We start from the raw sequence: 21,108 nt of genomic DNA on the forward strand, positions 1-21,108 counted from the left end.
GCTCCATCTTGGCCTCGACCCCGCAATAGCCACAGGGCCAGATCATGGAACAACAAGCAGCCGATGTCCTTCTCGCCACCCGCACGGCACTCAGCCAGGCAAGCGCACTTGCAGTCCAATATTCCTTCTCCATTCTCGGGGCGTTGATCCTGCTCGTCATCGGCTGGACGCTGGCCGGCTTTGTCAGCCGCTGGGCCTATGAGGGCCTGTCACGCATCCATGGCATCGACGAGACACTGGCGCGATTCTTCACCAATGTGGTGCGTTATGCGCTTCTGATTCTGGTGTTCATCACCGTGCTCGGCCAATTCGGCGTCCAGACCGCCTCGATCATCGCCGCCCTCGGCGCAGCCGGCCTGGCGATTGGGCTGGCGCTGCAAGGGACACTGCAGAATATCGCGGCCGGCATCATGCTCCTGATCCTCAGGCCGTTTCGGGTCGGCGAATATATTGAAACCAGCAGCGTGGCCGGCACGGTGCGCGAGGTCGGATTGTTTGCGACAGAACTCAGAACCGGCGACGGGCTCTATCGGCTGGCGCCAAATTCAACGCTGTGGAACACGCCGATAACCAACTTCAGCCGTGAGCCTACGCGGCAGAACGACCTGAAAATCAGCATTTCTCGTGAGGACGACCTCGATCAGGCAATGGAGACCTTGATGGGCATTGCCAAAGGCAACCCAAGGGTGCTGCCGTCACCGGCACCCAGCGTTTTCATCGACGCGCTCGGTGACAGCACGATATCGCTAACGCTACGCTACTGGGCAAAGACCGGTGACTGGTGGCAGGTCAGCCGCGACATGGTGAAGCGGGTAAAACTTGCCTTTGACGAAAAGGGCGATCCGGCCGCTGTGCGGGACGGTGGAAATTCCGCGCTGGGAAAAAGGTCTAACGGCACGGCGGCGGAAGAGCCAACACGGCAGTGAAACATTGCAGCGCGGGGCGATCGTCGGCCTATTCGACCACGCCGCAAGCAAGTCTTTCCCCGGCGCCACCGGAAGGCTGACTGCGATAATCGTCGGAATTGGCGTGCACCATCAATGCGCGGCCGCGAATGCCATCTTTCTTGCCATCGAGCGTGACCATGCCATCGAAGATCTGAGCTCTGAGCACGCCATCCTGTCCAACATACTGGTTGGGCATGTCGCCGGCATGCGGCCCCTTGGCGGCGAGAATGCCGTGTTCGGCAGAGCCCGGGTTGAAATGACTGCCTGCCGATTCGTAATGGCTTGCCGCGTCGCAGCGGCCGGTTTCGTGGACATGAAAGGCTACCCATTTATTCGCCGGCAGCCCCGATATCTCCACTTCGATTAGAACGCCGCCATTGGCGGCGGCCGTCAATTGGGCCCGACCATTTTCCTTGCCGTCCTCGCCGACGAAATTGGCGACCGCCGTCTGCTTGTCCTGGGCACTTGCCGGCAAGGCAAGGGCCAGCAGGCTCAGGGCGGCGATGATGCGCATGGCTTTCATGGAGATCTCCTTCCGTCCGGATGTCCTTCTGAACGTCTCAGCCCGGAAGGTGTTCCTCTGCGGAGCATCCAATGAGAAAAGCCGACCAACGGGCCGGCTTCAGATCACGTGAACGATGCTATCGTCAGGCGACGGCGTCGAAATCGAACTGGCCGTAGGTGTTGCGGTAGAGATCGTCGGATTGGCTGCCGGTCGCAGACGCGCTCTGCTGCAGCGGATAGGGCACGGCGATGCTGCTTGTCGTGCCGCTGTCGTGGGTATCCATCATCAGCGCAATCAGACTGCCGGAAAATTTGGGCTGAGTCTCGCTGCCCATGTCTTCCTCCAGGAGTTCCTTGATGATGCCTGGCTTCTCATCGGCGGCACGTTCGCCGCGGCTCAATACGCCGTCGCCGTTTAGATCTAGCCGTGAAAGTGTCGCAAGATACGCATATGACGTGTCTGAAACGAATGTGGTGCGGGTCATACAAACCTCCATTCACCGCCTTTTGCCGGTGGTGTTTGTACGCAATACGAGGTGGGAAATCACTGTTGACTCGGTGGTTAAACTGATTTGCGCAGTGCGTCAATAAGTTGTTAACTACTCGTTAACAATGGTTGACAGAAATTAATGGAGCGCGCTCGAACCGGGTTTCCGCTGCTGCCCGCCCCGGTATTCCAGTAATTTCCAATATGGAAAGCAACCTGTCTGACGACGTGCACCTCTGCTGCACTGCAACCGAATATTAATCCGCCCGCTCCAAAATAGTCAATCAGGCATTACCCGTACGTCACTCATAAAAATTGATTTCAATGGTTTCTCTGAGAAAGGTTTTCATGTCCGGTATTTTGAGGCACGTCCATCAGACGCGGACGGCTCTTGCTATTGCCGTCAGCCAAGATGCTTTCCCATGAAGGCTGAAGCGCTCTTCTGGCGGCAATGCACAGAGGCTGTCATGGCCGACGGATCAATTGACGCGCAGCGTCTGATGGAGCTGGTGATCGCAACCTACCGCGGCCATGAAAGCGACTATGATGCAATCGAGAGAAGTGCGGAAACCCTTCAAAAGGAAAACCAGACGCTGAGAGGGAATCTGTCGGCGCTCAGTCAAGCGTTCGACGGACAGAAAAAGCTCTTCGAGATCGTCCTGAACAACCTGCCGCTCGGCCTCAGCGTTTTCGACGCCGGCCAGCGGCTGACGCTTTACAATATCCGCTTCCCTCAGCTCTTCGGACTGACGCCGGAAGATATCGCCGCGGGCGCGACGATTGCCGAACTCATCGGCAAAATGCGCGGCAACGAAAGCACCGCCTCCAAAAGCGTCCGGCAGACAGCACGACCTTCCCTCGCCAAGGCAGAAAGCAGCAGCATCCGCCGACGCGAATGGCAGATGCATGATGGCCGCATCATTCAAAGCGTGGTGACCATCCTCTCCGACGGCAGCAGCATCGCCATTCATGCCGATATCACCGAGGATCGAAAGGCCGCCCAGCGCATCACCTATCTCGCCCATCACGATCCCCTGACGGGTCTTCCCAATCGGATGTATTTCCGCGAGCAGGTCGATGCGACGCTCGCCGAGCGCAAGCCGCACGAGCAGATCGCCCTTGTCCATCTCAATCTCGACCGCTTCAAATCGATCAACAACACGATCGGCGTATCGGTCGGCGACAAGATCCTGCAGCAGGTTGCGGAGCGCATCCGAGCTTCGGCTGGATCGGAAAACACGCTGGCGCGCCTCGGTTCGGACGAATTCGCTATCCTGCAGACGGGTAAGCAGCAGCCTAAAAACGTGACGGCGCTGGCCGACCAAATCCGCCGCGCGCTTTCCGAGCCATTCCTGAACGGCGAGAAGCAGGTGACGCTCAGCGTCTCCATGGGTATTGCAATCGCTCCTGAGAACGGCGGGGAAACCGATATCCTGCTGAAAAATGCCGGCGTGGCGCTGTCGCATGCCAAGGCGGACGGACGCAAGCGCGAGCGCTTCTTCACCGGCGAAATGGAAGCGCAAATGCAGTTGCGCCATGCGCTGGAGGCAGATCTTCGAGCCGCCGTCGAGAACGGGGAATTCGAGCTGCATTACCAGCCGCTTTACGATCTTGCCGAGCGGCGGATCTGCGGTTTCGAAGCGTTGATCCGCTGGAACCATCCGTTCCGAGGCCGAGTGCCGCCGATGGATTTCATTCCGCTTGCCGAGGAGGTCGGCCTCGTCGTCGATATCGGACGCTGGGTTTTACGCCAGGCCTGCAGGGATGCGGCCCAATGGCCGGAAAACATCAAGGTCGCAGTCAATGTTTCGGCGATCCAGTTCCGCAGCGGCAACCTGACGCAGGACGTCAGCGAAGCGCTTGCCGCCGCCGGGCTGTCGCCATCGCGGCTCGAACTGGAAATCACCGAGAGCGTGCTGATGGAAAACCTCAGCGAGGTGCTGCCGATCCTGCATGCCCTGAAGGACCGCGACATCCGCATCTCGATGGACGATTTCGGCACCGGATATTCTTCGCTGAGCTATCTCTCCAGCTTTCCCTTCGACAAGATCAAGATCGACAAATCCTTCGTCAACGACATCGTCGACAGCAAGGAAGCGCATGCGATCATGCGCGCGATCATCCTGCTCGGCGATGCGCTCGGCATGCGCGTCACCGTCGAAGGCGTCGAGACGGCGGCCCAGCTGACGCTGCTCGAAAGCGAGGAATGCGACGAGATCCAGGGCTATCACATCAGTCCGCCGCGCCCGATCCGTGACGTGCCCCATCTTCTCTCCCCGCCGCCGAAGAGCAGCGGCGCGACAGCCTTTCAGACGCTCGAGCGCTGACCTCCCTCGATTGCGACTCGCACGTTGAGCCGCTACAAACCGGCTTCGAGATCTCCGTTTTTCGTAGCGGCGTCTTCCTGTGAAGCTCCCTTTGCTTTCGGCCGGCGCTCTTCGACGTCTTTCTTCCGACAAGAGGTGGCACAATGTTCGAGGCCGAAGCCTTCTCCCCTCATGAAACGCTCGCAGCGGCGCTGATCGCACACGCCGCCGAAGGCGACGACGGCTCACACGATCTTGCCCATATCTTGCGCGTCTTCAGGAACGCCATGCGCATCCATGCGGGAGAAGGCGGAGATGGGCGCATCCTTTCCGCCGCCGTGCTGCTGCACGACTGCGTCGCCGTCGAGAAGAACTCACCCTTGCGGGCAAAAGCATCGGCCTTGGCGGCGGAAAAGGCTTCGGTGATCCTTTCCGAACTCGGCTGGAGCGAAGCGGATATCGAAGCCGCGGCCCACGCCATCACCGCTCACAGTTTTTCCGCCGGGGTGGCGCCGCAGACGCTCGAGGCGAAGATCCTGCAGGATGCCGACCGGCTGGACGCGATCGGCATGGTCGGCGTCGCACGCTGCTTTTATATCGGCGGACGAATGGGGTCAGGGCTCTACGATCCGCTCGACCCCGCGGCAACGAACCGGCCCTTCGACGACAAGCGTTATGCCATTGACCACTTCCAGACGAAGCTGTTCAAACTGGCGGAGGGATTCCAGACCGAGACCGGCCGCCGGATTGCGGCCGCGCGCGACAAGAGCCTGCGCGATTTTCTCGCGGCGTTCATGGATGAAATCTAGAGAACTATATCCAGGGAGAACGGCATGCGCATCAGCGACCTCTTCATATACCCGCTCAAGAGCGCTCGCGCCATTGCGCTGCCCGCCGCCGATATTGGCGCCGAGGGGCTTGCCGGCGACCGGCGGGCGATGATTACCGATTTGAACGGTCACTTCATCACCCAGCGCGAACTGCCGGACCTCGCGCGCATCGAGATCCGTCCGGAACCCGGCGCCTTTCGGCTGCTGATGCAGGGAAAGTCTGAGCTAGCGGTGCCTCCGCCTCGGCCTGAAGTCCGCATGGATGTGACCGTATGGAAATCGACCGTCAGCGCCGCGGTCGCCGATCCCGACAGCAACAGGCAGCTTTCCGAATGGCTCGGCCGCGAGGTGCGGCTGGTCTTCTTCGACGGGCAGGCACGGCGGACGGCGAACGCCGAATGGGCCGGCGAAGGCTCGCCCGTCACCTTTACCGACGGATACCAGATCCTGGTGACTACGACGGGCTCACTGAAGGCGCTGAATGCCGATCTCGCCGCGCATGGCGAAGGCAGCGTCGGAATGGAACGTTTCCGTCCGAACATCGTCATAGACATCGATGGGGCATGGCCGGAGGATCGCTGGGCGGCGATCGAAATATCAGGCGTTCGTTTCGATCTCGTCAAACCTTGCTCCCGCTGCATCATGACGACGCAGGACCAGTTGACCGGTTCACGCGAGGGGCCGAACCCGATGCCGGCCATGGGTCGCATCCGCATGTCTGCCGACCGGCGTGTGCCAGGGCCGCTCTTTGGCTGGAACGTCACGCCTCGCGGCAGCGGACGGATCGCCATCGGCGACGAGGTGAAGATCATCGAGGCGCGGCCGGAGGGCTGGGCGATGAAGGTTCGCGCACGAGAGTAGGTTGAATTGCGGAAGGGCTGAGGGCGCTTTGTCCCTTATACATCGCAACATTCTCCCTCATTGCTGTGACAGGCACAGGAATGAGGGAGCGTGGGGAGAGTTTCACCGTCTCTCACCCATGCCGAGTGCGGCGTCGATAGCCGCCATGACGTCAGCCGACAGCGGTCCCTTTTCCAGTGCGCCGGCATTTTCCTCCACCTGGCTGATGGTGCGGAAGCCCGGAATGGGGAAAGTGCGCGGCGACCTCGCCAGGAGCCAGGCGAGCGCCCCCTGTGTCAGCGTGCGGCCGCCTGACGTCAGGAGATCGCGGACGGCATCGAGCCTTGCGGCAAATTCCGGAGCCATGCGCCCGTCCTTGAAATAGACCATCCAGGGGAGTGCCGCGCCGCGGACATCCTTGGCGCCCACTACCTTGTCGGAGGTGAACTTGCCGGTGAGCAGCCCCATGGCCAGCGGACCGCGATTGATGGAAATCAGGCCCTTCCCTTCGATCACAGCGATCATCTCCGGCACCGGATCGAAGACGTTCATCGTATGCTGGACCGAGACAAAGCCGGCGCGGCCGGCATGGCGGGCGGCGCGATCGGGAAAATCGGTGCTCCAGCCGAATGCGTCGATCTTGCCTTCGGCTCGCAGCGCCTCCAGCGTATCGAAGACAGCATCCGACTGTTCCAGCGGAAAATCATTGATGTGAAACTGTAGCAGATCAAGTCGATCGCGCTTGAGACGGCGCAGCGATGTCTCGACCGAGCTGCGAATGAACGCCTCATCGGCGAAGGCGCCAATTGCCTGCTTCGTCTCCGGATCGGTCGCGAAGCCGAATTTGGTGGCGACTATGATGTCGTCACGATTGCCGACCGCCCGGCCGAGCACCTCTTCCGAGTGGCCGGCGCCGTAGTTCGAGGCAGTATCGAAGAAGCGGATGCCGAGCGCGATGGCGCGATCGATCGCTTCGACGGATTCATTGTCGTCGACTTCGCCCCAACCAAGCGGCGTGTCACCAGCGAAGAAAGGGCCGCCGATTGCCCAGCACCCCATGCCGAGGCGCGGGATTTCGCGACCGTTCCAGAGCGTGATCGTCGTCGGTGATGCGGTCTTGGTCAGCATGGAATCCTCCTTGATTGGCAATCAAGAGATAGGAGCCACCGATCAGCGGGTAAACCGCCAAATCCGGAGGATATTTTGCAGCAGTAAAAAATCAGGTCAGGCGGGGACGCCGTTCGGATCGGAAAGCGTCCGCGAGGCTGGATCAAGCGCCCTGAGCGCGGCCCGCACGAAACCGTCACGGGCTGCCGCAGCCTCGATGCCGCGCGGCTCGTAAACATGGCGATGCAGGAAGAACCCGGTCAGACGGAACGCGGCAGCAAGGCTGTCGAAGTCCGCCGCGTGATTGCCTTCGACACCGAGGAAGGGCGGCAGGACCAGCATCTTGTCGGCCCACGGCGCCCCGGCGCTACGGCTCACGGCGCGGCCGGACTTCGGCGAGACATAGACGAGATCAGAGCGGGCGCCGGTCGCCGCGCATTCGGCAAGATCGAGCCCGAAGCCGAGATCGTTCAGCACCGCCAGCTCGAAACGTACGAAAAGCTCACCGGCATCGGCCGGGTTGTGCAGATGATCGAGGATCACCTCCAGCGCGTCGAAGAGATGCGGATGCGGGTCTCGCTCCGGCAGCAGCCGCAGCAGAGCGCCCATCGCCTGGACCCCGTAGACGGCGGTCGCCGTTTCCATCAGACGGGCGGCGCGCAGCGTCACAGGCTCGAGGCGGAATTCGCCGAGATGTTCGTCGAGCCGGGCGCGCCAGACGACCTCGACGGCATTGCCCGGCTGCAGCACCGGCTGCATGGCGCGCGAACGGCCGGAACGCACCAGGCCGAGGTGACGGCCGCGACCACGCGTCATAACCTCGGCGATGACGCTCGTCTCGCCGTGGCGTTTGACACCCAGAATGATTGCCTGGTCCTGCCACTGCATAAGAAGTTCCTGCGACCGATTACCTTATCGTAGCGCATAAATCGGGAAACCGGAATCGATTTCCCGAAGGATTGCCCGCAGTTTCAAAGTGATAGCATCAGGCGCTCTCAAGCAGATCCCGCGTCCGTCACGGACTATGTTAGGCCGCAGCCGGCAGAAGCCTCTGCAGGAATTCGCGCATCGCCTTTTCGTCGAACGGCTTCACCAGCAGCGGTATGTGCTGAAGGTCGCACGGGAAGTCACGTATATCGGAATAGCCACTGACAAAACCGAAGGGTATGCCGGCATCGAGAAGATGGCGGGCAAATCCGAAACTCATGCCCTCGCCGAGGTTGACGTCGAGAAGAGCGAAATCATACGTCTCCGCAGCGATGGCGGCTCTTGCCTGATCGAGACTGCCGACAATATCGATGCTCTCGACACCGGCCATGCGCAGGATATCCTCCGCCTCCATCGCGATGATCAGACTGTCCTCGAGAACCAAAACACGGAGTGCGTTCATGCTTCCGCGCCCCTCGTCGGGCGCTTTTCGCAGCGCCCTGGCCCTTTCGCCAACATCATTGCCCTCCGGTGCCCCGCATGGCACGCTATCGGTGAATTGCGCCACCAGTTCTGAATAAACCATTTTTCTGCCCGGTCGATAAGAATCAAAATCGGAGGAAAGATGACGACCGACCTTATTTTCCGAAAAGCTTAACTGCATTTAAAAAAGACATAGGCCATCGGGCTAAATGAAGGGACGCTTGCCCTCTCCAAGTCCTTCCCAACCGGCGATCGCCATTAACTCCTCACCGTTTTGAACTTCGCAGCCGCGTTCCTGCCAGCGGATCAAACCGCGTTCTCCAAGCTTTCTCAGCGTCTTGTTAGTGTGAACGATGGAAAGACCGAGAGTGTCGGCGATGTGCTGTTGAGTGATGGGGATGAATTTGCGGCCGTTGAAGAGATCGAGCTTCCTGCCGCGCTCATACAAGAAAGCGATCAGATAGGCCGCTCTTTCCAATGCAGTGCGACGGCCGATGGAGAGGAGATGCTCATCCAATATTCGTTCTTCGCGCGCGGCAATCCACGTGATGTCGAAGGCGAGCGAAGGATGTTTGTTGTAGAGCGTCATCAGCCGGTCGCGCTCGAAGACGCAAAGGGAAACGGGAGACAGCGCTTCGATGGAATGCTGCATTTCGCCGGCGATCGTTCCCTGAAGACCGATCAGGTCGCCCGGCATGATGTAATTCAGAATCTGGCGGCGCCCGTCCTCCAGCATCTTGTAGCGGAAGCCCCAACCGGACAGCACGGTGAAAAGATGAGCGCTGTGGGCGCCTTCGACAAGAATGGTGGAGCCGGCATCGACGGCAAGCTCGCCGCGTTTGAAACGTGAAACGAATTCCAGCTCGTCTCGGCTGAACTCCCTGAAATGCGGCAGAGGCCGCAATGGACATAATTCGCAAGGGGTCTTGAATGAATGGATGCGTCTCGACGTCGCCATGCCTGCCCCGCGGTCGCGCAAACGACGGCCAGTCTGGCCGCCGTTGACCGAGGAATGCGCAAAGCTCGGATTCGTTCCGCAACGAGACGGATTTTTTCCTAAGAAACAAGGGGCTGGAGGCTTCTCGATAAAATCGTTGCCGTCCTTATTTAGGGAATTCGAGGCCCATTTCGCGGAAGCGCTCGGGGTCATCGCCCCAGTTCTCGCGGACCTTGACGAAGAGGAAGAGATGGACCGGCTGCTCTAATATTTCCGACAATTCCTTGCGGGAGGCAGTCGAGATCGCCTTGATGGTTTCGCCACCTTTGCCGAGGGCGATCTTCTTCTGGCTATCACGCTCGACATAGATCACCTGCTCGATCCGAACCGAGCCATCCTTACGCTCTTCCCACTTTTCCGTTTCGACATGCGAGGAATAGGGAAGCTCCTGGTGCAGGCGCAGGAACAGCTTTTCGCGGGTAATCTCCGCGGCGAGCTGACGCATGGGGAGATCGGAGATCTGGTCTTCCGGATAGTACCACGGCCCCTCCGGCAAGGTGGTGGCCAGATAGTCCATGACATCGTCGCAACCGGAACCGGTTTCGGCCGAGATCATGAAAGTGCGATCGAAAGCAATCTTCTCATTGGCGGCGGCGGCCAGCGCCAGCAGATCCTCGCGGTTGACGCGGTCGATCTTGTTGAGCACCAGGATCTTCGGCTGCTGGACTTCCTTCAGGCCCTCGAGGATGGCTTCGGCGTCGCCGCGCAAACCGCGCTCGCTGTCGATCAGCAGCATGATCAGATCGGCATCCTTGGCGCCGCCCCAGGCAGAAGTCACCATGGCCCGGTCGAGCCGACGGCGCGGCTTGAAGATGCCGGGCGTATCCATGAAGACGATCTGGGCATTGTCATGAATGGCAATGCCGCGGACGATCGCGCGCGTCGTCTGCACCTTGTGACTGACGATCGACACCTTGGCGCCGACGAGGCGGTTCACCAGCGTCGACTTGCCGGCATTAGTCGGCCCGATCAGCGCAACGAAACCCGAATGTGTCGGCCCATTGGCTTTTACGGCAGCTTCGGCCGCGATATCTTCTTCTTGTGTCATTGTCCCGTCAGTTTCCGGCAGACGATTGCTGCCAAATGCCTTCACGCTCGAGCATCTTGGTCGCCGCAACCTGTTCGGCGGCACGCTTCGACCGCTCTACGCCGGTTTCCGGCTTTATGCCAGCAACTTCTACCGTCACCTTGAAGCGCGGATCATGATCCGGTCCGCTGCGTTCATCAACCCGATAGATCGGTGTGACGCCGAATTTCGCGTGTGACCATTCCTGCAGCTCGGTCTTGGCGTCGCGCTTGGCGCCGTCGGCCCTGACCGCCCTGCCCTGCCAATAGCGCAGGATGAACCGGCGGGCGACTTCGAGACCGCCATCGAGATAGATCGCGGCGATCAGGCTCTCGACGACATCGGCGCGCACATTCATCATGCGCTTGCCGGTCAATTTCTTCACATCGGCGCCGGTGCGGATATAAAGGTGGAGATTGAGTTCGTCGGCGACCGCTGCACAGGTTTCGGCGCTGACGAGCTGGTTGAGGCGAACCGAGAGCTCGCCTTCCCCGGCCGTGCCGAAGGTGCGGAACAGAAGCTCGGCGATGCAGAGCCCGAGGACCCTGTCGCCGAGAAACTCCAGCCGTTCGTAGTTGCCGCCCTTTTCGGTACGGGCGCTGGCATGGGTCAGTGCCCGGTCCAGGCGTGCCTTTTCGGCGAAGTCATGGCCGATCAGGCTTTCGAGCTTTGCGCGGTCCGCCGCAGAAAGCGTCTGCGCCTTACTCATTCAACGACCTTGAAAAGGCGGTCCCAGCGCATGTTGGTCGGCCACTTCCAGATTTCGCGGAAAGACGTGTCGTTGCCGAGCGAGAAGAAGATGACGCTGGCGCGACCGACAAGATTTTCAGCCGGCACGAAGCCGACGTCGAAGCGGCTGTCGAGCGAGTTGTCGCGGTTGTCGCCCATCATGAAATAATGGCCTTCCGGCACGATGAACTCACGGGTGTTGTCGCCGCGCGAGACCGGCGACTGGTCGAGCGTGTCGTAAGTCTTGCCGTTATCAAGGGTTTCGCGGAAGACCGGTACGTCCTCGCCCGGATCGAGCTTGTAGTCCGAGGTGAAACTGCCATCCGCCACCTTCGGAACCGGCTTGCCGTTGACGTAGAGGACGCCGTCGGTGACCTGGATATGGTCGCCGGGCAGGCCGATGCAGCGCTTGATATAATCGACATCGGGATTCGGCGGGAAGCGGAAGACGACGATATCGCCGCGCTTCGGATCGGAGCCGAAGATGCGGCCGCTGAAGAGATCAGGCGAGAAGGGCAGCGAATACTTCGAATAGCCGTAAGCGAACTTATTGACGAAGATATAATCGCCGACGAGCAGCGTCGGCATCATTGAACCGGACGGAATGGTAAAGGGCTGGAACAGCACGGTTCTGATCACCATCGCCAAAATCAGCGCCTGAATGATGACCTTGATGTTTTCCCAGAGGGCGTTCGGCTTGGTATCGACTTTTTCGGACACGCAGTCTTATTCCTTCAAGACGCCGTAAAGGCGCAATTCCTTCTGCCGTTCTCTCTAGCGGCTTCGGCCGGTTGCGGCAATGGCGACAACATGAAAAGCGACGAGAGGTCGCGTTGAAACGCTTCTGCGGTCGCTACCAAACGCTCCCGGGGTCGCGTTGAAACGCTCCCCGGGGTCGCCATCATGGCCTTTCGGGCAACGCCTCGATGATAACGAAGGCCTGCGCCAAGGGATAATCATCGGTTATTGTCAAATGAATGGCGGGTCTATGGCCCGCGGGCAGCATCGCTTCCAGGAGCGCGGCGGCGGTACCGGTCAGTTGCATGGTCGGCTTGCCGCTCGGCAGGTTGACGACGCCCATGTCCTTCCAGAAGACGCCCTGGGCTATGCCGGTGCCGAGCGCCTTCGAACAGGCCTCCTTGGCGGCGAAACGCTTGGCATAGGATGCGGCGCGGTTTGCCCGGCGGTCGGAACGGGCGCGCTCGATCTCGGTGAAGCAGCGATGAGTGAAGCGCTCGCCGAAGCGCTCGATCGATTTTTCGACACGACGAATGTCGATCAGATCGCTGCCAATGCCGATGATCATGCCGGAACCTTCCGTCGCTCAAGAATTCTGTACCGGTTCATACGCTCGGCATGTCGCTGGCCGTACCCGCCAGGCGCAGACGTGCCCGCTCCAGCAGTCGCGTGCGGCGGCGGGCCTGAAAACCTTTGACGGTGTAGAACGTCAGCGCATAGAGCGCAACGGCGGTTACGATTCCCGGTGGGATGGCGCCGATCAACATCGGCTCCAGCACGGGCTTCCACAATTCGGTGAAGTTGAGCTTGTGAAAGAGCGCGGCGAGATCCACCGCCTGACCGGCCAGATGATCCTCACGGCTGAGCAGCAGATGGCCGATTTCCCAGGTGATACCCCAGATGAAAGGATAGGTCAGCGGATTGCCGAAGGCCGCGCAGCCGAGAGCCGCGGCCACCATATTGCCGGAGAGGAAATAGGTGATGACGAAAGCCATGACGAAATGCACGCCAATGAACGGCGTCCACGAGACAAAGACGCCGGCGGCAACACCGGCCGCAACCGCATGCGGCGAAGCGCTCAGGCGCAGAATGCGCATTGTCAGGTAACGGATCGGGCGAAGGAAACCTTTTCGGGGCCATAGAAGCTCCCGCATCTTTTCCTTGAAACCCGCAGGCTTGCGACGGCGAAACAACATGGCCGCTATTTAGTGCAGTGCACCGGACCATGACAAGAGCGGCAATGGTACCGCCCGAAACAGCCCCCTTATCTTTCTTGCAAAGGAGCATCTTCATGCCGAGGGGCGCTCATTATACGTAACGTCCCTCACTCGACAAAGTATAAAGGCGGTGTCAGCGATTGCGGAACAGACCGCGATCGACCTGACGCTGACGAAACTCGAGATCGATACGATCCAGCGAGCCGTTCAGATAGGCCATTTCACGTTCCTGCGTCGTCGGCGCGCGAAAGGCGCGAGCGATTTTCCTGATAGGATCAAACATTACCTTGTCTCATCTTCTGTTTACGTTTTCGATGACCAGAAGATAGTCCCGGCAAAGGTTAATTACCACCGCCGCAACATGGACACAGCTATGCGCTCAACGCATTCCTTGCCTTATTGCTGCGCCGTCGCGAGTAGAGACCGATGATAAAATGTGCATTTTGGTCGATCAGCTCCATGGCAGGCCTGACAAAAGCCTACTCATAGAGCCGCCGGACCGTGGCGATGCAATCCAGGTCCTTCATCTGGGCGAGCAACTGGTTGAGCTGCCGCAGGTCCCACACCTCGACTTCGAGCATCATCTCGGTGAAATCGGCTGCCACGCGCACCGTGTTCAGCATGCGAATATTGACGTCGAGCCCGGCCACGGTCTGGGCGACCTTGGCAAGCGTGCCGGGCTCATTCAATGCATTCACCATGATACGCGCCATGAAACGCGATTTGTTGGCCTCGTCGAGATCCCAGCGCACGTCGATCCAGCGATCGGGCTGATCGTCAAAACGCTGCAGGCTCGGCGACTGGATCGGATAGATGGTAATGCCCTTGCTCTGATCCATGATGCCGACGATGCGGTCGCCGGGCACGGCGCCGGTCGAGGCGAACTTGACGTCGACATTGCCGGACAGGCCGCGGATCGGGCCGACATCGACATCGGCATCGAGTTCCGAATGGCCGCCTTCGGCCCCTGTTTTAGCCTTTCCGGGAATCTTGAAGATCATGCCCGCGGCGCTGCGGACGTTGAACCAGCCGTCATCGCCGGAAGGCTTGACGGTGACGCGCTCGTCCTGGTGATCAGGATAGACGGCGCGCAGCACGTCGAGCGAGGACATCTCGCCGCGACCGACGGCGGCGATTGCATCCTCGACATCCTTCTGGCCCAGACGGTGCAGCGCCGGCTTCATCGCCTCGCGCGAGAAAATCTTGCCGGCCCGGTTGAAGGTGCGCTCGAGAATGCGGTGGCCAAGGCCTGCATATTGCTTGCGGATCGCCATGCGGGTGGCGCGGCGGATGGCAGCCCGCGCCTTGCCGGTGACAACGATTTCTTCCCACGCCGCCGGCGGAACCTGCACGCCGGAGCGGATAATCTCGACCTCGTCGCCATTCGCCAGCCGCGTCACCAGCGGCATGATGCGGCCGTTGATCTTGGCGCCCACCGTCGTGTCACCGATATTGGTGTGCACCGCATAGGCGAAATCGATCGGGGTGGCACCACGCGGCAGGGCAATCAGCTTGCCCTTCGGCGTGAAGCAGAAGACCTGATCCTGAAAGAGTTCGAGTTTGGTGTGCTCAAGGAATTCCTCCGGGCTGTCACCCTCGGCGAGCGCCTCGATCGTATGGCGCAGCCAGGAATAGGCATTGGATTCGCGCGAAAGAATGTCGCCATCGGCATTGGTGGCGCCATCCTTGTAGAGCGTGTGGGCGGCGATGCCGAACTCGGCGATTTCGTGCATGCGCTTCGTGCGGATCTGCAACTCGATGCGCTGGCTGGAGGGGCCGACGATGGTGGTGTGGAGCGAACGGTAATCGTTCTGCTTCGGCGTCGAGATATAATCTTTGAACCGGCCGGGCACGACGCGCCAGCGCGTATGGACGATGCCGAGCGCCCGGTAACAGGATGGAATGTCCTCGACGATCAGACGGAAGCCGTAGACATCGGAAAGCTGTTCGAAGGAGAGCGACTTCGACTGCATTTTGCGAAAGACCGAATAGGGCTTCTTCTGCCGGCCCTTGACATAGGCGCTCGTCAGGCCGCTTGCGACCAGCAGGTCGCGCAATTCGGCCTCGATCTTCTTGACGATGCCTTCGTTGCGTTTGGAGAGCTCTTCCAGCCTTTTCGTGACGGTCTCGTAGGCCTCCGGGTTCATGTGCCGGAAGGAAAGCTCCTCGAGTTCCTCGCGCATATCCTGCATGCCCATGCGGCCGGCGAGCGGCGCATAGATTTCCATCGTCTCCTCGGAGATGCGGGCACGCTTGTCGGCCGACATGTGATCGAGTGTACGCATATTGTGCAGGCGGTCGGCGAGCTTGACGAGGAGCACCCGCACGTCATCTGATATGGCGAGCAGCAGCTTGCGCAGGTTCTCCGCCTGCTTGGCCTTCTTGGTGACCAGATCGAGCTTCTTGATCTTCGTCAGCCCCTCGACCAGGCGGCCGATGTCCTCACCGAAGAGTTCGTCGATTTCGGCGCGCGTCGCCGTCGTATCCTCGATCGTGTCGTGCAGAAGGGCGACCGCGATCGTCGATTCATCGAGATGCATATCGGTCAGGATGGCAGCGACCTCGAGCGGATGGGAAATATATGGGTCGCCGCTCGCGCGTTTCTGCTGGCCATGTTTCTGCATGGCGTAAACATAGGCCTTGTTCAGCAGTGCTTCATTGGCATCGGGCTTGTATTGCTGAACCCGCTCCACGAGCTCGTACTGCCGCATCATTCCAAAGCCACTCCGACAAAAATAAAAGCGCGCCAATCAACGATTGGCGCACACATGGGCAATAATATGCCTAAGCAATAAAGGCGCAAGATTGACGATTGGTAATCGTCGCTCTTTTCCGGTTCAGATCCGGTCGAGACGCTTAATAATCGTCGCTCTTTTCCGGCGGCACCAGGCCCTCGATACCGGCAAGCAGCTCTTCTTCCGACATCTGGTCGAAAGTGATCGTCTCCGGCAGGTCATCCTGCTCCTCGCTATCGGCGGCAGCAGCGCCGCCGGCCGCGATCATGCTGGCCGGATCGGGCTCGGGCTCGTCGACTTCGACGTGCTTCTGCAGCGAATGGATCAGATCTTCCTTGAGATCATCGGGGGAAAGCGTCTCGTCGGCGATCTCGCGCAGCGCCACGACAGGATTCTTGTCGTTGTCGCGATCGATGGTGATCGAGGCACCCTGGGAAATCAGCCGGGCGCGGTGGCTGGCGAGCAGAACCAGCTCGAAGCGGTTCTCCACCTTGTCGATGCAATCTTCAACTGTGACACGGGCCATTGCCTGTCCTTTACGGTCGTCATTTCGGGATTAGCACGCCCGATACAATTAAAACCGGGCAAATACAAGTTTTTCGTTCCGGCTCCCCTCGTCTTTATCCGGTGCCGAGCTAAATTTCCATGGAGAATGTGACAATTCTACCAAAGGTTGCTTGGAATATGCGGAATCGTGCCCTAAATCTCTCTTATATGAATAGATGGTAAAGTAAGCATCAGATCAAGGATCACAATAAGCCATTGTATTTATTGCAATTTGATGCCCTGCGAATTTCGATTTCTCTCATTGGAATTGATAAGCGATGTTTGACCCACGCGAAAAAATTGCACTCTTCATTGACGGCGCCAACCTCTACGCTGCATCCAAGAGCCTCGGTTTCGACATAGATTACCGCAAGCTCTTGAAGGCATTCCAGAAACGCGGCTACCTCCTGCGCGCCTACTATTATACGGCGTTGATCGAGGACCAAGAATATTCATCGATCCGTCCTCTGATCGACTGGCTCGACTATAACGGCTACAAAGTCGTCACCAAGCCCGCCAAGGAATTCACCGACTCCATGGGCCGGCGGAAGATCAAGGGCAACATGGACATCGAGCTGGCGATCGACGCCATGGAGCAGTCGGAAACCGTCGACCATCTCGTCATCTTCTCCGGCGACGGCGACTTCACGAACCTCGTCGAAGCGCTGCAACGCAGAGGCCGCAAAGTCTCGGTGATCTCGACCATGGCGACGCAGCCGCCGATGATCGCCGACGACCTGCGCCGGCAGGCCGATCATTTCATTGATCTCTTGTCGCTGAAAGCTGAGATCGGTCGCGATCCCGCGGAACGGGCGCCGCGCCCGGTCGAAGTCGCCCCAGCCAGCGATTTCGGGGACTAATCGAAGCGTCGCGAGCCGATCGGCTGCGGCGTGATGGGTTAGCCGTTATCCTTCAATAAGCGGCTCTTCTGCCGGTTCCAGTCGCGCTCCTTCTCGGATTCGCGCTTATCGTGCAATTTTTTGCCCTTGGCGAGCGCCAGCTCCATCTTCGCCCGACCCCGATCGTTGAAATAGATCTTCAGCGGGACCAGCGTCATGCCTTCGCGGTTGACGGCGGAGCGCAGGCGATGGATTTCACGGCCCGACAGCAGCAGCTTGCGGCGCCGGCGCGGCTCATGATTGAAACGGTTCGCCTGCAGATATTCCGGCAGGTAGGAATTGATCAGCCAGATCTCGCCGTCCTCATCCGATGCGTAGGATTCGGCGATATTGGCCTTGCCTTCGCGCAACGACTTGACCTCCGTGCCCTTCAGCACCAGACCTGCCTCATAAGTATCGATGATCTCGTAGTTGAAGCGGGCCTTGCGGTTTTCGGCCACGACCTTGTTCACCACGCGCTGGCTGCCTTTGGGGGCCATGACGATATTCCCTTCGGGGCGCGAAAAGCCGCGCCCTCATTGCTTACCCCTTATGTAAGGGAACGAGCCGGCCTTGTGAAGGCGGCCGGTCTCCTCAGTTCAGCAATCCTGCATGACGCATGGCGGCATCGATCGCTGCTTCGGTTGCCGGCTCCAGCGTCGAAAGCAGCGGCGAGCGGACGTTACGGCTCATGCGGCCGAGCTTGGAGAGACCGTATTTGGCGCCGCAGAGACCCGGCTCAAGGAAAATTGCCTTGTGCAGCGGCATCAGGCGGTCCTGATATTCGAGCGCGCGGGCGTATTCACCGGCCAACGTCGCGGCCTGAAAATCGGCGCAGAGGCGCGGGGCGACATTGGCCGTCACCGAGATGCAGCCGACGCCGCCATGGGCGTTGAAACCGAGGGCTGTCGCGTCCTCGCCGGACAATTGCCTGAAATCCTTGCCGCAGGTGATGCGTTGCTCGGAAACACGCTCGATCTTGCCCGTCGCGTCCTTGACGCCGACGATATTGCTGTGTGCCTTGACGAGAGCACCCATCGTTTCGGGCGTCATATCGATCACCGAACGGCCCGGAATATTGTAGATATAGATCGGCAGGGCGACGGCCTCGGCAATCGCAGAAAAATGCGCAATCAGCCCCTTCTGCGTCGGCTTGTTGTAATAGGGCGTGACGACGAGCACGGCGTCGGCGCCGACCTTTTCGGCGTGCTGGGCGAGTTCGACCGCCTCACGCGTATTGTTCGAACCGGCGCCGGCCATGACCGGAACGCGTTTTGCCGCCACTTCAATGCAGAGTTCCACGACCTGCTTGTGCTCGGCATGCGACAGCGTCGGAGATTCGCCGGTCGTTCCCACCGGAACGAGACCGCTGCTGCCTTCCTTGATCTGCCAGTCGACATGGGCAGCGAAGCTCGCTTCGTCGATCAGTCCGGCATCGGTGAAGGGGGTGACGAGGGCGGGAATGGACCCATTGAACATGCAAAGCTCCTCACGACCAAATCCTTGCTTCGGCCGCATTCCATGAATATTTTGCGCACCATAAAGCGCTGAAATCATCGCGACAAGCGCGGAGAGTTCGGTTTAGGGCAAATTCCGATAGCAGATGTGAATGAATTTTACCTGGTACGGTAAGGTTTCGTTAAGAAGCCTCTAGCCAAATGAACAGGGCGTGTTTTCCGTTGCGAGATCCCGGATGAAGAAAGCTGTCCTGATTCTGACCGCCTTCGGCTTCGTTGCCGCCGCGTGGGGCAGCGTTGCGTCCCCGCTTCCCGGCGAAAGCATTCCGACGCCTGAAGTCAAGCCGATCGGCTTCGTCCCAGAGACCTCCATACCGGAAGCGCTGACAACCGGCGCCATCCCGCGCAATCAGGCCGTTGCGCCGCTCGCCAATGATCTGAAAACCGGACTCGACGCGCTTTCTGCCAAGAACCCGCAACTGGCTCTGTCAATCCGCGACAGCATGCGCCAGGATACGCTCGATCGCCATATCCTCACCTGGGCGATCGCCGTCTCCGGCTTGAAGGGCGTTCCCTCCTATCAAATCGCCAGTGCTGCGCAGGAGCTCAAGGGATGGCCTGGCCTTTCCAGGCTGCGCGCCTATTCCGAACGCGCGCTCTACGACGAAAACCCCGACCCGTCAGCCGTGCTCGCCGCCTTCGGCGACACCGCGCCGGAGACGATGCAGGGCGCCATCATTCTCGGGCGGGCGCTGATTGCGACAGGCAAGCAGGCGCAGGCAGCAAAGTATATCCGCAAGGTCTGGCGCACCGAGGCGCTCGACAAGGCGAGCGAAGACAAGATCCTCCTCGAGTTTTCCGCCCTGCTGACGCCAGCCGACCACAAGGCGCGGATGGACTATCTGATGTATCGTGGTCGGGTGGCGCAGGCCAAGCGCTTCGGCGACATGGGCGAGGCGCAGTCCCTCTACAAAGCCTGGGCCGCCGTCGACGCCAAAGCTGCCAATGCCGACGCGCTGCTCAATAGCGTCGAGGCGAAATGGCGTGGCGATGCCGGCCTGCTGTTCGCGCGCATCGAATATCTGCGCAGGCAGGACAAATATGCCGAAGCGGCGGCGCTTCTGGAAAAGATGCCGCGCGAGCCGGGCGAACTTGTCAATTCCGGAGAATGGTGGAACGAGCAGCGGATCGTCAGCCGCGGCCTCTTCGACCAGGGACAATTCAGACCGGCCTATCGCGTCGTCGCAAGCTCCGCGGCAACCAGCCCGACTGATATCGTCGAGGCCGAATTCCATGCCGGATGGTATGCGCTGCGCGGACTGCAGGACCCGACAACGGCGGAAAAGCATTTCCGCAAGATTCTGGCGACTTCGAACGGTCCCATCTCGGTGTCGCGCGCCTGGTACTGGCTCGGGCGAGCAGCCGAGGCCGGCGGCCCCGGCAGTTCCGGCGAATTCTACGGCAAGGCCGCGAATTTTCCCGGCACCTTCTATGGACAGCTCGCTGCCGAAAGGCTTGGACGCAAGACGCTCAACGTCAGCTATCCCACGCCGAGCGCAGCCGACCGCCAGCGTTTCCAGGCGCGCGAGGCCGTGCAGGCAATCGCCCGGCTTGAGGCAGCCGGCCACGGTTGGCGGGCCGACATCCTCTATCTCGCACTCGCCGATCAGCTGCAAAGTCCCGGTGAACTGGCGATCCTTGCGGCGCAGGCCGAGCAATCAGGCAATCATCATCTGTCACTGCAGGTCGGCAAAATCGCCTATGGCCGAGGCATCGATGTCGCCGCGCTCGCCTTTCCCGTCGGCGTAATCCCGCCGAATGCCAATATCTCCGGCTCCGGCAAGGCGCTCGCCTATGCCATTGCCCGGCAGGAAAGCGCCTTCAATCCGGCCGCCGTTTCGGCAGCGAATGCACGCGGCCTGCTGCAGCTTCTGCCCGGCACGGCTCAGGCGGTGGCCAAGCGCCACAACATCACCTTTTCGAAGGACAAGCTGACGGCCGATGCGGGCTACAATGCGACCCTCGGCGCGCATTATCTCGGCGAGCAGATCGAAGCCTTCGGTGGCTCCTATATCCTCACCTTCATCGCCTATAATGCCGGGCCGAAGCGCGTGCCGGAATGGATCGGACGCTACGGCGACCCACGCGGCAGGCCGATCGACGAAATCGTCGACTGGATCGAACGCATCCCCTTCCCCGAGACGCGCAATTACGTACAGCGGGTGATGGAGAATTATGAAGTCTACAAGGCTCGCCTCGGCCAGCCGACGGATATCGAGCGCGATCTGATCGGCGGACGCAGCGCCTCCTGAAG

22 protein-coding genes are annotated in these 21,108 nt (G+C 60.1%); 6 read left to right on the forward strand and 16 right to left on the reverse strand.

Features of this window, described 5'->3' with window-relative positions:
• Positions 1–44: 44 nt before the first annotated feature.
• A complete protein-coding gene (locus ACQ7C1_RS07215) occupies positions 45–926 on the forward strand; it encodes a mechanosensitive ion channel family protein (RefSeq protein WP_097598512.1) in 882 nt (293 codons plus the stop codon).
• Between the two features lie 28 nt (positions 927–954).
• Here ACQ7C1_RS07215 and ACQ7C1_RS07220 read toward each other — a convergent pair whose 3' ends face one another.
• Both ACQ7C1_RS07220 and ACQ7C1_RS07225 read right to left on the reverse strand, forming a co-directional pair.
• Positions 955–1,470 (reverse strand): superoxide dismutase family protein, encoded by a 516-nt coding sequence (locus ACQ7C1_RS07220; protein ID WP_430957800.1) that lies wholly within the window; start codon positions 1,468–1,470, stop codon positions 955–957.
• 124 nt (positions 1,471–1,594) lie between these two features.
• A complete protein-coding gene (locus ACQ7C1_RS07225; RefSeq protein WP_430957801.1) occupies positions 1,595–1,936 on the reverse strand; it encodes a hypothetical protein in 342 nt (113 codons plus the stop codon).
• A 424-nt stretch (positions 1,937–2,360) separates the two neighbouring features.
• On the opposite strand from ACQ7C1_RS07225, the gene ACQ7C1_RS07230 reads away from it, so the two are divergent.
• From ACQ7C1_RS07230 to ACQ7C1_RS07240, 3 genes are all read left to right on the forward strand, one after another.
• Positions 2,361–4,265 (forward strand): putative bifunctional diguanylate cyclase/phosphodiesterase, encoded by a 1,905-nt coding sequence (locus tag ACQ7C1_RS07230; RefSeq protein ID WP_430957802.1) that lies wholly within the window; start codon positions 2,361–2,363, stop codon positions 4,263–4,265.
• Between the two features lie 143 nt (positions 4,266–4,408).
• Positions 4,409–5,053, forward strand: a complete 645-nt coding sequence (locus ACQ7C1_RS07235; RefSeq protein WP_430957803.1) for an HD domain-containing protein — start codon at positions 4,409–4,411, stop codon at positions 5,051–5,053.
• 24 nt (positions 5,054–5,077) lie between these two features.
• Complete coding sequence (locus ACQ7C1_RS07240; RefSeq protein ID WP_430957804.1) at positions 5,078–5,935, forward strand: MOSC domain-containing protein; 858 nt, start codon at positions 5,078–5,080, stop codon at positions 5,933–5,935.
• Between the two features lie 102 nt (positions 5,936–6,037).
• Here the strand turns inward: ACQ7C1_RS07240 and ACQ7C1_RS07245 are convergent, their stop codons facing one another.
• From ACQ7C1_RS07245 to rpoZ, 12 genes are all read right to left on the reverse strand, one after another.
• The gene (locus tag ACQ7C1_RS07245) at positions 6,038–7,042 is read right to left on the reverse strand and encodes an aldo/keto reductase (RefSeq protein ID WP_183699646.1); all 1,005 of its coding nucleotides are present in this window, start codon (positions 7,040–7,042) and stop codon (positions 6,038–6,040) included.
• Positions 7,043–7,138: 96 nt separating this feature from the next.
• Positions 7,139–7,909, reverse strand: coding sequence for a DNA repair protein RecO (gene recO, locus ACQ7C1_RS07250; protein ID WP_097598518.1), 771 nt, complete (start codon positions 7,907–7,909; stop codon positions 7,139–7,141).
• A gap of 139 nt (positions 7,910–8,048) precedes the next feature.
• Entirely contained in the window at positions 8,049–8,534 is a 486-nt protein-coding gene (locus ACQ7C1_RS07255; protein WP_183699649.1) for a hypothetical protein, read from the reverse strand.
• 102 nt (positions 8,535–8,636) lie between these two features.
• A complete protein-coding gene (locus ACQ7C1_RS07260; protein ID WP_085777594.1) occupies positions 8,637–9,389 on the reverse strand; it encodes a Crp/Fnr family transcriptional regulator in 753 nt (250 codons plus the stop codon).
• A 145-nt stretch (positions 9,390–9,534) separates the two neighbouring features.
• The gene (gene era, locus ACQ7C1_RS07265; RefSeq protein WP_430957805.1) at positions 9,535–10,476 is read right to left on the reverse strand and encodes a GTPase Era; all 942 of its coding nucleotides are present in this window, start codon (positions 10,474–10,476) and stop codon (positions 9,535–9,537) included.
• A gap of 7 nt (positions 10,477–10,483) precedes the next feature.
• On the reverse strand, positions 10,484–11,203 hold the full coding sequence (rnc, locus tag ACQ7C1_RS07270) for a ribonuclease III (RefSeq protein ID WP_085777592.1): 720 nt from the start codon (positions 11,201–11,203) through the stop codon (positions 10,484–10,486).
• A complete protein-coding gene (gene lepB, locus ACQ7C1_RS07275) occupies positions 11,200–11,943 on the reverse strand; it encodes a signal peptidase I (protein WP_064801523.1) in 744 nt (247 codons plus the stop codon). Before lepB ends, rnc begins: the two co-directional genes overlap by 4 nt.
• 181 nt (positions 11,944–12,124) lie before the next feature.
• A complete protein-coding gene (acpS, locus tag ACQ7C1_RS07280; protein ID WP_285192722.1) occupies positions 12,125–12,529 on the reverse strand; it encodes a holo-ACP synthase in 405 nt (134 codons plus the stop codon).
• A 37-nt stretch (positions 12,530–12,566) separates the two neighbouring features.
• Positions 12,567–13,157: a DUF2062 domain-containing protein gene (locus ACQ7C1_RS07285; RefSeq protein WP_183699653.1), complete on the reverse strand. Its 591-nt coding sequence runs from the start codon at positions 13,155–13,157 to the stop codon at positions 12,567–12,569.
• Positions 13,158–13,311: 154 nt separating this feature from the next.
• Complete coding sequence (locus ACQ7C1_RS07290; RefSeq protein ID WP_064706756.1) at positions 13,312–13,461, reverse strand: DUF3563 family protein; 150 nt, start codon at positions 13,459–13,461, stop codon at positions 13,312–13,314.
• A gap of 196 nt (positions 13,462–13,657) precedes the next feature.
• Positions 13,658–15,892, reverse strand: coding sequence for a RelA/SpoT family protein (locus ACQ7C1_RS07295; RefSeq protein WP_085777589.1), 2,235 nt, complete (start codon positions 15,890–15,892; stop codon positions 13,658–13,660).
• Positions 15,893–16,034: 142 nt separating this feature from the next.
• A complete protein-coding gene (gene rpoZ, locus ACQ7C1_RS07300; protein WP_011424719.1) occupies positions 16,035–16,439 on the reverse strand; it encodes a DNA-directed RNA polymerase subunit omega in 405 nt (134 codons plus the stop codon).
• Between the two features lie 298 nt (positions 16,440–16,737).
• Between rpoZ and ACQ7C1_RS07305 the strand changes: the two genes are divergently transcribed.
• Positions 16,738–17,319, forward strand: a complete 582-nt coding sequence (locus ACQ7C1_RS07305; protein ID WP_085777588.1) for an NYN domain-containing protein — start codon at positions 16,738–16,740, stop codon at positions 17,317–17,319.
• 38 nt (positions 17,320–17,357) lie between these two features.
• On the opposite strand, the gene smpB is transcribed toward ACQ7C1_RS07305, so the two are convergent.
• Both smpB and dapA read right to left on the reverse strand, forming a co-directional pair.
• Complete coding sequence (gene smpB / locus ACQ7C1_RS07310; protein ID WP_004675044.1) at positions 17,358–17,837, reverse strand: SsrA-binding protein SmpB; 480 nt, start codon at positions 17,835–17,837, stop codon at positions 17,358–17,360.
• A 94-nt stretch (positions 17,838–17,931) separates the two neighbouring features.
• Entirely contained in the window at positions 17,932–18,816 is an 885-nt protein-coding gene (gene dapA / locus ACQ7C1_RS07315) for a 4-hydroxy-tetrahydrodipicolinate synthase (RefSeq protein WP_085777587.1), read from the reverse strand.
• Positions 18,817–19,030: 214 nt separating this feature from the next.
• Between dapA and ACQ7C1_RS07320 the strand changes: the two genes are divergently transcribed.
• On the forward strand, positions 19,031–21,106 hold the full coding sequence (locus ACQ7C1_RS07320; protein WP_430957806.1) for a lytic transglycosylase domain-containing protein: 2,076 nt from the start codon (positions 19,031–19,033) through the stop codon (positions 21,104–21,106).
• Positions 21,107–21,108 lie beyond the last annotated feature (2 nt).

The sequence above is a fragment of the Rhizobium sp. Nf11,1 genome (assembly GCF_050587665.1).
In the GTDB taxonomy this organism is placed as follows: Bacteria; Pseudomonadota; Alphaproteobacteria; order Rhizobiales; family Rhizobiaceae; genus Rhizobium.